General features: G+C 74.0%; 12 protein-coding genes. 6 read left to right on the top strand and 6 right to left on the bottom strand.

Translation table 11 applies throughout. The annotated features are described in order from the left end of the window. Positions 1-17: 17 nt before the first annotated feature. The gene (locus tag FHU33_RS20245; RefSeq protein WP_142027421.1) at positions 18-1,352 is read right to left on the bottom strand and encodes a hypothetical protein; all 1,335 of its coding nucleotides are present in this window, start codon (positions 1,350-1,352) and stop codon (positions 18-20) included. A 128-nt stretch (positions 1,353-1,480) separates the two neighbouring features. On the opposite strand from FHU33_RS20245, the gene FHU33_RS20240 reads away from it, so the two are divergent. Then, a complete protein-coding gene (locus tag FHU33_RS20240; RefSeq protein WP_142027420.1) occupies positions 1,481-2,452 on the top strand; it encodes a 4-hydroxy-3-methylbut-2-enyl diphosphate reductase in 972 nt (323 codons plus the stop codon). Positions 2,453-2,586: 134 nt separating this feature from the next. Here FHU33_RS20240 and FHU33_RS20235 read toward each other — a convergent pair whose 3' ends face one another. The 5 genes from FHU33_RS20235 to FHU33_RS20215 form a co-directional block, all read right to left on the bottom strand. Next, entirely contained in the window at positions 2,587-3,033 is a 447-nt protein-coding gene (locus FHU33_RS20235; protein WP_142027419.1) for a DUF6542 domain-containing protein, read from the bottom strand. A gap of 370 nt (positions 3,034-3,403) precedes the next feature. After that, positions 3,404-4,480 carry a DNA recombination protein RmuC gene (locus tag FHU33_RS20230; RefSeq protein ID WP_142027418.1) on the bottom strand — a complete coding sequence of 359 codons (1,077 nt, stop codon included), beginning with the start codon at positions 4,478-4,480 and terminating at the stop codon, positions 3,404-3,406. A 110-nt stretch (positions 4,481-4,590) separates the two neighbouring features. Further along, positions 4,591-5,127: a methylated-DNA--[protein]-cysteine S-methyltransferase gene (locus tag FHU33_RS20225; RefSeq protein ID WP_142027417.1), complete on the bottom strand. Its 537-nt coding sequence runs from the start codon at positions 5,125-5,127 to the stop codon at positions 4,591-4,593. Further along, positions 5,127-6,641 carry an AlkA N-terminal domain-containing protein gene (locus tag FHU33_RS20220; RefSeq protein ID WP_281281689.1) on the bottom strand — a complete coding sequence of 505 codons (1,515 nt, stop codon included), beginning with the start codon at positions 6,639-6,641 and terminating at the stop codon, positions 5,127-5,129. Before FHU33_RS20220 ends, FHU33_RS20225 begins: the two co-directional genes overlap by 1 nt. Positions 6,642-6,714: 73 nt before the next feature. Next, a complete protein-coding gene (locus tag FHU33_RS20215) occupies positions 6,715-7,488 on the bottom strand; it encodes a TetR/AcrR family transcriptional regulator (protein WP_142027415.1) in 774 nt (257 codons plus the stop codon). Positions 7,489-7,778: 290 nt separating this feature from the next. Here FHU33_RS20215 and FHU33_RS20210 point away from each other — a divergent pair, with 290 nt between their 5' ends. The 5 genes from FHU33_RS20210 to FHU33_RS20190 all read left to right on the top strand — a co-directional run bounded on the left by FHU33_RS20210 (position 7,779) and on the right by FHU33_RS20190 (position 12,930). After that, a complete protein-coding gene (locus FHU33_RS20210) occupies positions 7,779-8,699 on the top strand; it encodes an ABC transporter ATP-binding protein (protein WP_142027414.1) in 921 nt (306 codons plus the stop codon). Further along, on the top strand, positions 8,696-9,544 hold the full coding sequence (locus tag FHU33_RS20205) for an ABC transporter permease (RefSeq protein ID WP_142027413.1): 849 nt from the start codon (positions 8,696-8,698) through the stop codon (positions 9,542-9,544). The genes FHU33_RS20210 and FHU33_RS20205 overlap by 4 nt, the downstream gene beginning before the upstream one ends. Then, positions 9,541-10,788, top strand: a complete 1,248-nt coding sequence (locus tag FHU33_RS20200; RefSeq protein ID WP_142027412.1) for a sensor histidine kinase — start codon at positions 9,541-9,543, stop codon at positions 10,786-10,788. The genes FHU33_RS20205 and FHU33_RS20200 overlap by 4 nt, the downstream gene beginning before the upstream one ends. 185 nt (positions 10,789-10,973) lie before the next feature. After that, positions 10,974-11,606 (top strand): response regulator transcription factor, encoded by a 633-nt coding sequence (locus tag FHU33_RS20195; protein WP_142027411.1) that lies wholly within the window; start codon positions 10,974-10,976, stop codon positions 11,604-11,606. 121 nt (positions 11,607-11,727) lie between these two features. Continuing rightward, positions 11,728-12,930 carry an HNH endonuclease signature motif containing protein gene (locus tag FHU33_RS20190; RefSeq protein WP_142028067.1) on the top strand — a complete coding sequence of 401 codons (1,203 nt, stop codon included), beginning with the start codon at positions 11,728-11,730 and terminating at the stop codon, positions 12,928-12,930. Positions 12,931-12,934: the final 4 nt, after the last annotated feature.

Below are 12,934 nucleotides of genomic sequence, written 5' to 3'. Positions count from 1 at the left end.
CATCAGCCTCCGACGGATCATGCGCCGCGGGGGGCCAGTGGGCTGGACTCGACCGCCTGCTGCTCGAGCTTCTCCAGGCGGTTGCGCAGCAGCCGCACGTACGGCTCACGGGCCCGCGTCGCCTCCTCGTAGGCAAGGAGGTCCTGCACCGTGCTGAGCGCGTAGCCCCGGAGGCGGCCGCGCAACTGGGCGATGGAGAACCCGTCGTAGCCGTCGATCGGTGCCGTGCCGGCGGCCTGGGACCCGGAGAGCTCGCTGGCGCCCTGCGGGTCGTCGGTCGGGGCGGCGGACGTCTCGCCCACCGCGTCGACGGCCGCGCCCTCGGCGATGGCGCTGTCCTCCGCGGAGGTGTCGCTCGCGCCCACGTCGGTGCGGACACCGGTGGCGGCGGCGACGTCGGACCCGCTCTCGTCCGTGGCCCTCGCCGGCCCGGCGTTGGTCTCCGTGGCAGCGGTGTCGGTCGCCTCGGCGCGCTTCCCTGCCTTGGCGCCCTTGCCGGAGCTCGCCTTCGCGGCCTTGCGGGGCTTGGTCGTCGTGCGTCCCTCCGCCTCAGCGGCGGGAGCCTCCGGCGCCGCGGCTTCGGCGGCGGGCGTCTCCGGCGCCGCGATGCCCTCGTCGGTGACGGCCGCGTCGACGGTGGCGATCTCACCGTCCGGGGTGAGGACGTCGACGCTGGTGGCCACGTCCGGGGTCTGGTCGGGCTCGGCGGTCGCGGCGGCGGAGTCGTCGGACTCCAGCAGGGCGGACTCCAGCGCTGCGGCGTCCTCGGTGGCCGGGGTGTCCTGGACCAGGGAGAGGGCGGGCGCGTCGGGGCTGGTCTCCTCGAGGGTGGGCGCCTGGTCGACCAGCTCGTCGATCGCGATCTCGTCGAGGATCTCCTCGATGGCCGGGGCCTCCTCGGTCAGCTCCTCGATCGACTGCTGGCCGGTCTCCACCTGATCGGCGAGCTCGTCGACGACGGCGGTGACGGCATCGGCAGGCGGGTCGGCGGGCAGCGTCCGGACCTCGTCGTCGGTGAGCGTCTCGTCGAGGGGGAACGAGTCACCCGCGCGGTCGAAGGCGGACTCGCGGTAGCCGTTGGACGGCCGGGTGACGGTGGCCGGCTCGACGTCGTCGTCGTCGAAGGTGGCGAGCCCGGGCTCGTTCTCGCCGCGCAGGCCGGTGAACAGCTCGTCGCCGCGGGCGACCAGGCCGGCGTACTGCTGCTGCACCTTCATCGCGTGCTGCATGGCCATGCCGATGAGTCGCACCGGGAGGCCCGGCAGCGTCTCCGGAAGCTTGCGCGCCTCGTCCACGACGGTGGCTGCCAGACCGGCGGCAGCGCGGACAACCTCAGGGATCTCTCGAGCCATGCGCACAGCGTGCCCCACATCCTGCGGCCCGACACGCGATGTGTGCAGATCCACCCGGGGAGGTGGCCGTGTCCGGTCCCACCCCGCGGAACGGGGAGCCTCGGGCGGAACCCACTTACCATGGGTGCATGGCTGATCAGCGCGGACGCGTCCTGCTGGCCGATCCCCGGGGCTACTGCGCCGGCGTCGATCGGGCGGTGGTGGCCGTCGAGCGGGCCCTGGAGATCCACGGCGCCCCCGTCTACGTCCGCAAGCAGATCGTCCACAACAAGCACGTGGTGGCGACGCTGGAGCGACGCGGGGCGATCTTCGTCGAGGAGACCGATGAGGTGCCCGAGGGGTCGGTCGTCGTCTTCAGCGCGCACGGGGTGTCGCCGGCGGTGCACGAGGAGGCGGCCGGCCGGCAGCTGCGCACCATCGACGCGACCTGCCCGCTGGTGACGAAGGTGCACCAGGAGGCCAAGCGCTTCGCCCGCGACGACTACGACATCCTGCTGATCGGTCACCGCGGCCACGAAGAGGTCGAGGGCACCGCAGGTGAGGCGCCGGCCCACGTCCAGCTGGTGGACGGTCCCGAGGACGTGGCCAACGTCCAGGTGCGCGACCCGGAGAAGGTCGTGTGGCTGTCCCAGACGACGCTGTCGGTCGACGAGACGCTGGCGACGGTCGACCAGCTGAAGAACCGGTTCCCCGGGCTGCAGTCACCGCCGAGCGACGACATCTGCTACGCCACCCAGAACCGTCAGCAGGCCGTGAAGCAGATGGCCGCCGACTGCGATCTCGTGCTCGTCGTCGGCTCCACGAACAGCTCGAACTCGGTGCGGCTGGTCGAGGTGGCGCTGGAGGCCGGCGCCCGCGACTCGCACCTGGTCGACTTCGCCGCCGAGATCGACCCGGCCTGGCTCGAGGGCGTGGGCACCGTCGGGGTCACCAGCGGCGCGTCGGTACCCGAGGTCCTGGTGAGCGAGGTCCTCGACTGGCTGGCCGAGCGCGGCTACGCCGACGTCGAGACGGTGAAGGCCGCCGAGGAGCGACTGGTCTTCGCCCTGCCGCACGAGCTCCGCCGCGCCGAGAAGGCCGCGCAGACCGCCGGCGACTGACCATGGTGATCAGGTTCCCTGATCACCATGGGTCCTCCCTCATCGTCGACCGCGGGGGAGGACCCTGCACAGTGAGGTAGGACGGCGGTGCGAGGGCGCGCTCCGGCGGGACACGCCGTTGCTGCCGGCTGCGCTCAGCGCCGGGCGGCCAGGCGGACCAGGGCCAGCACGAGGGCCACGGCCGTCGCGATCCCCATGGTCGGGAAGCCGCGCACCAGCAGCGTCGCGATCGTGGGCAGGTTGAAGCTCGCCGACGGTGCGAGGCCGATGTTCACGAGCGCCACGGTGACGAAGACGAGCGGCGGCGCGACGACGACGGACGCGAGGTCGCGACGACGCGCGACGAGAGCGGCCAGCGCGGTGACGCCGACCAGCGCGACCAAGGTCACCAGGCCCAGGCCCATGCCGACGAACGAGTCGATCCCGGCGCCCGCGAGAGTCACCAGGAACATGCCGATGACGGCGACGGCTCCGCGAACCCGGCCGCCGCGCCCGGCCGACGTGCCGGCTTCGCGACTGCGTGTCGCGCCCGCCGTGCTCCGGGGCTGCCTCGCGGGGGCGTCGACGTAGTCCTCGTCCACGCGGCCGCGCGGACGGTCCGCCCTCGGACGGAGCGGCGGCTCCGCACTGCGGCGGGACGACGGCGGCCGGGAGGCGCGCTGGGGCCGGTCCGCGCTCACCGGACGGCCGGACCGGGAATCAGCGGGGACCGGCGCTCGACCGGGCCGGGCCCCGCTCCGAGACCATGCGTCTGCAGTGGCCATGGCGCTCCTCCGTCCCCGTGTCACCGTGGCCGGCCCCGGTGGCCGAACCTTCCGCGACCACGGTAACGACCGAGACCCCGACTGAGGTGCAGGACGGCGCCGAGTTGCGCTGCGACGGCGCTGCGGGGCCGGCCAACGGTGTGGGTGGGACCGGCGGGACGGCTGCGCCGACGCCGGCGGCGGCCTCTCAGCCGGTCGTGCCGTCCCGGCTCTGCTGCCGATCGTCGTCGAACGCCGGCTCGGCCGGACGCAGGCTGCGGACCGTGGCCTCGAGTGGCTCGGGCGTCGGCACGGGGCTGTCGGCGATGCCCAGGTCGTCGAACCGGCGAGCCGCCGTCAGGACCGATCGCTCGTAGGAGCCGACGGTCTCGTTGAAGCGGGTCATCGTCGTGCCCAGAGCGGAGCCGAGGCGGGTGAGGTGGCCCGACAGGGTGCTCAGCCGGGCGTGCAGCCGGCGACCGACCTCCAGCACCTGGTCGGCGTCGCGGGCCAGTCGCTCCTGCCGCCAGGAGTACGCGACGGTGCGCAGCAGTGCCAGCAGGGTGCTCGGGGTGGCGAGCACGACGTCGCGGGAGAAGCCGTACTCGAGCAGGCCCGGCTCGGCTTCCAACGCCGTCATCAGGAAGCCGTCGGAGGGCACGAAGAGCACGGTGAACGGTGCTGCCGGCCGGAAGGCGGTCGGATAACGACGGGCGGCCAGCTGGTCGACGTGGGCCCGCAGCTGGCGGGCGTGCATCGCGACCCGCTGGTCGCGCACGCCCTGATCGGTGGCCTGGACCGCCTCGATGTAGCCGGTGAACGGCACCTTCGCGTCGACGATCACCTGACGGCCGTCGGCGAGGGTCACGATCAGGTCGGGCCGGACGCCGGCGCCCTCGTCGTTGGTGCCCCCCGGCTGCTCGACGAAGTCGCAGTGCTCGACCAACCCCGCGACCTCGACGACCCGGCGCAGCTGCACCTCGCCCCAGCGGCCGCGCACGTGCGGGGTGCGCAGGGCGGTGACCAGGGCCGCCGTCTCGTGCGTGAGCTGAGCCGAGGCCTGGCCGACGGTGCCCATCTGCTCGCGCAGCTCGCCGTGCGCGGTGGCACGGGCGCGCTCCATGCCGGCCAGCAGCCGGTGCAGGTGGTCCAGCGACTCGTGCACCGGTTCCAGGCCGGCGCCCTCAGGGCGGCGACGGGACAGCAGCGTGACCACCCCGAGGGTGACGGCGGTGGCCAGCAGCGCGCCCAGGAGGAGACCGGTGAGCAGGGAAGCGGCGTCCATGGTTGGCGAGCCTGCCGGACGGGTCCGACACTTCCGCCCTCGAGGCAGTGGAAGCCCTACCCCTGCTCGCAGGCGCTCCGGTGGGGGGAGCTTCCGATGCCTCAGAAGGATCAGGCGTGGACGGGGGCGTGGGCCGCTTCGTGGTCGAGCAGCCACCGCTTGACCGGCGTGCCCCAGCGGAAGCCGCCGAGGCCGCCGTCGGACCCCAGCACCCGGTGGCAGGGGACGAACAGCGCCGCCGCGTTGCGGGCGCAGGCGTTGGCCGCCGCGCGGATCGCGGCCGGCCGCCCGCAGCGGGCGGCGAAGGCGGCGTAGGTGTCGGGCCGTCCGGCGGGCACCGTCCGGAGCACGTCCCAGGCCTCCTGGAGGAAGGGGCCCGACCGCTGGCGGACGACGACGTCGTCGATGGCCGTGACATCGCCGGCGAAGAACTTCTCCACCTGGTCGAGCACCGGCAGGTGGTCGACGAACTCGCTGCCCGCGGGGCGGAGTGAGGTGTGCACGACCGGCAGGAGGTCGGCGACGTCGGCGGTCCAGCCGCTGGCGATCACGACGTCCCGCCCGCCGGCATCGGTGTCGACGACGACGGTGAAGGGACCGGGTGGAGTGGGAACGGTGGCGTGCCGGGCCAGGGTCGGGATGGTCATCAGGCGCTCCTCTGGAGTTCGGGTGCGGGGGTGGTCGGGCGGGTGAGGGGTGTGGTCGGACGGGTGAAGAGGGACGGCACGGCGAGCGCCCAGAGGTGCAGGACGGCGTAGGACCGCCAGGGCCGCCAGCGAAGGGCAGCATCGGCGTCGGAGCTGCCGAGGGCGGCCAGCGACCTCCGGAGTGCCAGATCACCGGGCAGCCAGACGTCGGGGTCGGCGAGGCCGCGGAGCCCGACCAGCGCCGCCGTCCACGGGCCGATACCGGGGACGGCGAGCAGCGCCCGGCCGGCCTCCTCGCGGTCGGCGCCCGGGTCGAGGGCGATGTCGCCGGAGGCGAGCGCGGTCGCCAGCGCCGAGACCGTGCGGCGCCTGGCACCGGTCAGACCGACGGCGCTCAGGTCGGCGTCGGTCAGTGCGGCGGCCCGGGGGAAGGCATGGGTGAGCGTGCCGACCGGCTCGGCCAGGGGAGCGCCGGCCGACAGCAGGCGCGTCGTGAGCGTGCGGGCGCCGGCGACCGACACTTGCTGACCGAGGACGGCGCGGATCGCCAGCTCGTCGGCGTCCGGGGAGGCGGGCACTCGCCGTCCCGGAGCGGCGGCCACCAGCGGAGCGAGGGCGGGGTCGGCGCCCAGGACGTCGTCGACGGCGGCCGGGTCGGCGTCCAGGTCGAGCATCCGGCGGCAGCGGGTCACGGCCGGACCCAGGTCGCGCAGCTCGGCGAGGCGCAGCCGGGCGGTGACGGCCGCGCCGCCGTCGGGAGCGGGGGAGAGCCGCACGACCGCCGGCCCGTGCGGCAGGTCGAGCACGCGGGAGAACGTCGTCCCGTCCCACTCCTCGAGCCCGGGGACGGCGTGCGCGCCGAGGAAGAGCAGGACCTCGGCCGCCTCGTAGGGCGCGCGGGCGGCCAGGCGCAGGGTGAGCCACCCGGGGGCCGCGCCGGTGGCGCCCGCGCTCTTCCGGCGCAGCTCGGTGGGAGTGGTCGCGAACACCTCGCGGACGGTGTCGTTGAACTGCCGGATGCTGGCGAACCCGGCCGCGAAGGCGACGTCGGCCATCGGCAGGTCCGTGGTCTCGACGAGGATCCGCGCGGTCTGCGCTCGCTGCGCACGGGCCAAGGCCAGCGGCCCGACCCCGAGCTCGCCGACCAGCAGGCGGTGCAGCTGGCGCTCCGAGTAACCGAGCCGGGCGGCCAGACCCGGTACCCCGGAGCGCTCGACCTCGCCGTCGGCGATCAGCCGCATGGCGCGGGCGACGATGTCGGCGCGGACGTCCCACTCCGGCGACCCGGGGACGGCGTCGGGACGGCACCGACGACAGGCGCGGAACCCGGCGCCCTGGGCAGCGGCAGCGGTCGTGAAGAAGGTGACGTTGCGTGCCAGGGGAGTGCGCGCCGGGCACGACGGGCGGCAGTAGATGCCGGTGGTGTGCACGGCGGTGAAGAACCAGCCGTCGAAGCGGGCATCGCGTCCGGCGACGGCGCGATAACAGCGCTCGGTGTCCAGTGGCGGGGTCACGACGACGAGCATGCCAGTACGGCCCGACGCCTACTGGCGGTTTTCGGACGTCGCCGTGGGCACCTCCGGCGCGTCATCGCGAGGCGTCGAGGATGAGCACGCCGATGCCGTCGAGCAGCCGCTCGAGCCCGAACTCGAACGACCGGTCCGGGTCGTGGGCCCCGCGCTCCGCGCCCGCGACCAATCCCACGCGGGCGGCGGTCGGGTACCGCTCGGGGTCGAAGACCTGGGCGACGTAGGGCTCGGTCGCGGCCCACCACTGGTCCTCGCCGATGCCGGTCACCCGCTCGGCGTCGGCCTTCTCGCGCACCCCGCCGACCGTTCCCCGCACGAAGCCGTTGACCAACGTCACGAGCGAGTCCATCTGGACGTCGGAGAGGCCCAGCCCGTCCACGGCACGGAGCTCCAACTCGTACTTGCGCACCAGTCCGGGCCCGAGCGGCGGACGGCCGGTCGACACGTGCACGGCCCAGGGGTGCCGGAGGAAGAAGTCCCAGTTGGCCCGGGCGAGGGTCCTGAGCCGCTTCCGCCAGGCCCCTGACGCCACCACCTCCTCGTCCGGGTAGAGCTCACCCAGGACGGCGTCGAGCATGAGGTCGACGAGCTCTCCCTTGCCCGGCACGTGCGTGTAGAGGGTCATCGCCGCCACGTGGAGCTCTGCGGCGACGCGGCGCATCGACAGCTCGGCGAGCCCGTCGGCGTCGGCCAGCCGGACGGCGGCCGCGACGATGCGGTCGACGTCCAGCGCCGACTTCCGACCGGGTCGCGAGCCGCCGTCCCCGCTGGTGCGCCAGAGCAGGGCCATGCTGCGGGCCGGGTCGCCGGTGCCGGTGAACTCCGTGGCCATGTCCTCACTCTCCCGCGTGCCCGTCGAGCGGTGGCGGAGTGTCTCCGTACGGCGTACGCCGTTGTCCGACCCGACGTCGTACAGCGTACGGAACTGGCCGCTGACCTGGGCGTCGCTCGTCGAGAGGCATGGGGAGGAGGGAGTGCTGCGCACCATCGAGGACCGCCGCACTCCTCGCCGCCTTGGCGACCGGCGAGGTGGGGACGGCCGACTGCGTCCACCGGACGGTGGACGGCGGATCAGCGGTTCGGCGGTCACGGAGGGCACGCCGTCGGCAGCAGGGTCGTGCCATGACGACGACACAGGCCGCGGCCCGACCCGGGGCGACGGCGGCACAGACGGAACCGGCCGTGCGCATGCGCGGACTGGTCAAGCGGTACGGGAACCGGGCCGTCGTCGACGGCCTCGACCTCGACGTGGTCCGCGGCGAGGTGTTCGCCCTGCTCGGGCCGAACGGCGCCGGCAAGACGACGACGATCGAGATGCTGGAGGGCGTCCGGGAACGGGACGGCGGCGAGCTGCGCGTCCTCGGCGCCGACCCGGCCCGCGCCGGGCGCGACTGGCGGGCCCGCATCGGCGTCGTCAGCCAGGGTGAGGGCGCCGCGCAGGAACTCAGCGTGCGCGAGGTACTCGACCACTTCGCCGGGTACCACGCGACGCCCCGGCCGACGGCGGAGCTGATCGCCGCCGTCGGGCTGGAGGAGAAGGCGGGCACGCGCGTCGGGCGGCTGTCCGGCGGGCAGCGCCGCCGCCTCGAGGTGGCCCTCGGCGTGCAGGGCCGGCCGGAGCTGGTCTTCCTCGACGAGCCGACGACCGGGATGGACCCGGTCGCCCGACGGCAGTTCTGGGAGCTGGTCCGCGGGCTGCGCGCCGACGGGACGACCGTGCTGCTGACCACCCACTACCTCGACGAGGCGGCCCAGCTGGCCGACCGGGTCGGTGTCGTCGCCGAGGGCCGGCTGGTCGAGGTGGCCCCGCCCGACGAGCTCGGCGCCGAACTGCGGCGGCTGGCCACGGTCCGCTGGACCGAGGGCGCCGCGGTGCACGAGGTGCGCACCGAGTCACCCGCCGCCGTCCTGCGAGACCTGCTCGCCGGTCCCGGCGACGTCCCGGGCCTCACCGTCAACCGCCCGAGCCTGGAAGACGTCTACCTCTCGCTCGTCGGCAGCCCGTCCACCGTTCCCGCCGAGCCCGAGGGAGACCTTCGATGACCGCCGTCCTGTCGCCGTCCACCCCGCCCGCGTCGCCCGACCGTCCCACGCCGCCGTCGGCCGCGCGCATCGCGCTCCGCCGGGTCGGCCTGGAGCTGCGGCTGTTCTTCCGGGAGCGCCAGCAGGTGGTGTTCTCCTTCGCCTACCCGGTGATCATGCTGGTCATCTTCGCGGCGGTCCTGGGTGGCGACGAGCGTCCCGGCGACGTCCCCTTCACGCACTACTTCCTGGCCGGGATCGCGGCGACCGGGATCATGCTGACCAGCTTCCAGGCCGTCGGCACGTCCATCGCGACCGAGCGGGAGAACGGTCGACTGGAGCGGCTGCAGGTGCTGGGCACCCCGCCGGTGGCCTACTTCGCCGGCAAGGCCGGCCAGGTCCTGGTCACCACGGCGGCGCAGCTGGCGCTGCTCCTGCCGCTGGCCCACTACGCGTACGACGTCCCCATGCCATCCGATCTGCAGCACTGGCTGACCTTCGGGTGGGTGGCGGTGCTCGGCGCACTCGCCGGCACGGTCCTGGGCGTGGCCGTCTCGGCGCTGCCGGGGAGCGCGGCCTCGGTGAACACCGGGGTGTCGGCGTTCGCGATCGTGCTCCAGTTCTTCTCCGGTGTCTTCTTCGGTTTCCTGGAGCTGCCAGGCTGGATGCAGCAGGCAGCGGCGCTCTTCCCGCTCAAGTGGCTGACCCAGGGCATGCGGTCGGCGTTCCTGCCCGACGAGGCCGGCGCCTTCGAGATCGCCGCCGGGTGGGAACACGGCAGAACGGCCCTGGTGCTCCTCGCATGGGTGATCATCGGCGCCATGGTGTGCGTCCGTACCTTCCGTTGGCGCCGGGCCGACCGGTGACCACCGGTCTGCTCGGCTCCGCCGTCGTCCCCGCCCGCGGCGCGGACGACGGCGGAGCGCCGCTGCCGGAGGCCGGCCTCCGGGCCACGGTGCTCGTGCTGCACGCGGCCTTCGTCGTCCTGGTCGCCGTCGCATCGCTCGTCGTGCTGGTCGGCGACGTCGACGGATCCCGCCCGGTGCTCATGACCGCGCTGGCGACCTGGACCGTGGCATACCTGCTGCTCGGCGCCCCGGCGGTGCGGGGGAGCGACGTCCGCAGGGCGCGGGCCTACCTGGTCGTCCATGTCGCGGTCTTCGGCGTGCTGGCCTGGGAGCAGCCCTCGCTGCTCTTCCTCATGTTCCTGGCCTATCCGCAGGTCTGGTTCCTCGTGGAGTCCGTGCGCGAGGGCGTGTCCTGGACCGTGGCGCTGGCCCTGGCGGGCACGATCGGGCCGGCCATCAGCTGGACCCGGGGCACCGAGCCGCTGTGGGGACCGGGCCAGACGCTGGTCGGGATGGTGCTCAGCCTCGCCATGGGTCTGTGGGTGAGCCGGGTGACGGACCGGAGCCGGCAGCGCGCGGTGCTGATCGGCCAACTGGAGGCCACGAGGGCCGAGCTCGCCGACGCCCATCACCAGCAGGGCATGGTGGCCGAGCGCGAACGGCTGGCCCGGGAGGTGCACGACACCCTGGCGCAGGGCTACACGAGCATCGTGGTGCTGGCACAGGCCGCCGCCGCCGCGCTGGCGGGCAACCCGTCCGCGGCCGCGGAGCGGCTGGCCCTCATCGAGGAGGTCGCGCGGGAGAACCTGGCCGAGGCGCGGGCGATGGTGGCCGCGTTCTCGCCGGTTGCCCTGGACTCGAGCACGCTCGTGGAGGCCCTGCAGCGGCTGGCCGACCGGTTCGGCCGGGAGACCGGCATCGCCACCCGGCTGGACACCGCCGCATTGGCCGACACCGAGGCGGGCCTCAGCCGCGCCGAGGAGATCGTGCTGCTGCGCGGCGCGCAGGAGGCGCTGGCCAACGTCCGGCGCCATGCATCGGCCAGCGCGGTCGTGCTGCGGATCGGCCGGGTCGGGTCGGGGGAGTCCGCTCAGGTGTCGGTGCACGTCGAGGACGACGGCGTCGGGTTCGACCCGGCCGAGACCGCCGGTGTGGGACTGGCCGGTCTGCGGGACCGCGCGGCGGAGGTGGGGGGCGCGGTGGACGTCGTCTCCCAGCCCGGTCGCGGCACGCGGGTCACGGTGCGGGTGCCGGCGCGATGATCGCCGCGAGAACGACGGTCGAGCGAGCATCGCCCCGGGCTGGGGCACCTCCCGCTTGCGGGGGACAGCGAGCGAGGAGCGGAACGAGACCGGAGTCGAGCCATGATCGCCGCGAGAACGACGGTCGAGCGAGCATCGCAGCGAGCGCCAGCGAGCGAGGAGCGGAACGAGACCGGAGTCGAGCCATGATCAAGGTGCTTGTGGTGGACGACCATCCCGTCGTCCGCGGGGGGCTCGTGGGCTGGCTGGCCGCGCAGCCCGACCTGGAGGTCGTGGGGGAGGCGGCCGACGGGCTGGAGGCGCTGGCGGCGGTGGCCGAGCACGCCCCGGACGTCGTCCTCATGGACCTGCGCATGCCACGGATGGACGGCGTCGCGGCCACCGGGCGGATCGCGGCCACACACCCCGGCGTCCGAGTGCTGGTGCTGACCACCTACGACACCGACTCCGACATCGTGCGGGCAGTGGAGTCCGGCGCGACCGGCTACCTGCTCAAGGACACTCCGCTGCCCCAGCTCGCCCAGGCGGTTCGCGCCGCGGCACGCGGGGAGACGGTGCTGGCGCCGCCGGTGGCGGCGCGGCTGGTGTCCCGCATGCGGGCGCCTGCGGCCGAGGCCCCGACGGCGCGGGAGCTGGAGGTCCTCGCCGGGGTGGCGCGCGGGTCGACCAACGCCGAGATCGGCCGGGAGCTGTTCATCGGTGAGGCGACGGTGAAGACCCACCTGCTGCGGGTGTTCGCCAAGCTCGGCGTGGACGACCGCACGCGGGCGGTGATGGTCGCCGTCGAGCGGGGCCTGCTCCCTCCTCCGGGTGCCTGACGCATCGTCGTCAAGCCCTCGTCCGCATCTGTGGACGTGCTCCTGACCTGCGGATTCATGCTGCGCAGAGCGCTGTTGCGGGGTAGACTTCGAACACATGATCGAGCGGTGTGGAGGTGTCGTGGGCGAGTTGGCATCGGCGCTGGACGCCCTTGCCGCCGAGGACCTGCACGCGATGGTCGCGCCCCAGCTGCTGGACCGGAGCGCGGAGCTGGTGCGGGCGCGGAACCGGATCGACGCCGAGCTGGCGCGCACGGTGCGGGTGACCGACCTGACGCAGGCGCCGGAGCACGACGGGTTGAAGACGATGCGGTCGTGGTTGCGCGGGCATGCTCGCCTCTCGCCGTCCGCGGCCGGTCAGCTCGTGCGCAACGGGCGGGTGCTGGAGCATCTGCCTGCGGTGGCGGCCGGCTGCGCTGCCGGTGAGATCACCGCCGAGCAGGTGTCGGTGCTCGCCCCGGTGGTGTCGCCGGAGAACGTGGCGGCGGCCGCCGAGCAGGGTGTGGACCTGGCCGAGGTCGATGCGGTGCTCGCGGAGACGGCTGCCACCCGCCAGCACGCGCACCTGGGTCGGGTGGTGCACCACTATCTGGAGCGACTCGACCCCGACGGCAGCGAGCCCGATCCGACCGAGCAGCGCTCGCTGCGGATGACGAAGCACTCCGACGGCAGCCTGAGTGGCGCTTTCGACCTCGACGCGGTCGGCGGGGAGAAGGTGCAGTCGGTGCTCGAGTCGTTCGTGCAGGCCAACCGGCCCGCCGGCGACCTGCGCACCCGCGCCCAGCAGCTCGGTGATGCGCTGGTGCAGTGGGCCGACGTCACCCTCGCCTCGGGCCAGGCGCCGATCATGCGCACGGTCAAGCCGCACGTCATCGTCCTGATCGACGTCGAGGACCTGGCCGACCCGTCCACCGGCCCCGGTGCGGCGGACATGGGATTCGGTGCCGTCATCTCCGCCTCCCGGGCCCGCTGGCTGGCCTGCGACGGGACCATCAGCAGGGTCGTCATGGGGCCCGACGGCGAGGTCCTGGATCACGGCCGCAGCAAGCGGATCGTCCCGCCGGGCCTGCGCCGGGCCGTGGAGGTGCAGGAGCGGCACTGCGTGTTCGCCGGCTGCGAGGCGCCCACCCACTGGTGCGACGTCCACCATGTCCAGGAGTGGGTGCTCCACGAGGGCCCGACCAGCCTGGAGAACTCCGCGCTGCTCTGCGAACGTCACCACACCAAGGTGCACCACGGCTTCCGGGTCGAACGACAACCCGACGGCCGATGGCGCACCTGGCGCCCCGACGGCACCGAGATCCTCGTCCCTGCACCGCTGTAGTCGA

The organism is Blastococcus colisei, assembly GCF_006717095.1.
Taxonomy (GTDB): Bacteria; Actinomycetota; Actinomycetes; order Mycobacteriales; family Geodermatophilaceae; genus Blastococcus_B; species Blastococcus_B colisei.
Note: the sequence above shows the minus strand (reverse complement) of the source record. Positions and strands in the feature narration are given on the sequence as shown.

Coding starts and splice junctions, on each gene's coding strand:
- FHU33_RS20215 (WP_142027415.1), bottom strand. CDS start 7,488: ATGGCCACGGAGTTCACCGGCACCGGCGACCCGGCCCGCAGCATGGCC.
- FHU33_RS20225 (WP_142027417.1), bottom strand. CDS start 5,127: ATGACCATCCCGACCCTGGCCCGGCACGCCACCGTTCCCACTCCACCC.
- FHU33_RS20205 (WP_142027413.1), top strand. CDS start 8,696: ATGACCGCCGTCCTGTCGCCGTCCACCCCGCCCGCGTCGCCCGACCGT.
- FHU33_RS20195 (WP_142027411.1), top strand. CDS start 10,974: ATGATCAAGGTGCTTGTGGTGGACGACCATCCCGTCGTCCGCGGGGGG.
- FHU33_RS20210 (WP_142027414.1), top strand. CDS start 7,779: ATGACGACGACACAGGCCGCGGCCCGACCCGGGGCGACGGCGGCACAG.
- FHU33_RS20230 (WP_142027418.1), bottom strand. CDS start 4,480: ATGGACGCCGCTTCCCTGCTCACCGGTCTCCTCCTGGGCGCGCTGCTG.
- FHU33_RS20240 (WP_142027420.1), top strand. CDS start 1,481: ATGGCTGATCAGCGCGGACGCGTCCTGCTGGCCGATCCCCGGGGCTAC.
- FHU33_RS20245 (WP_142027421.1), bottom strand. CDS start 1,352: ATGGCTCGAGAGATCCCTGAGGTTGTCCGCGCTGCCGCCGGTCTGGCA.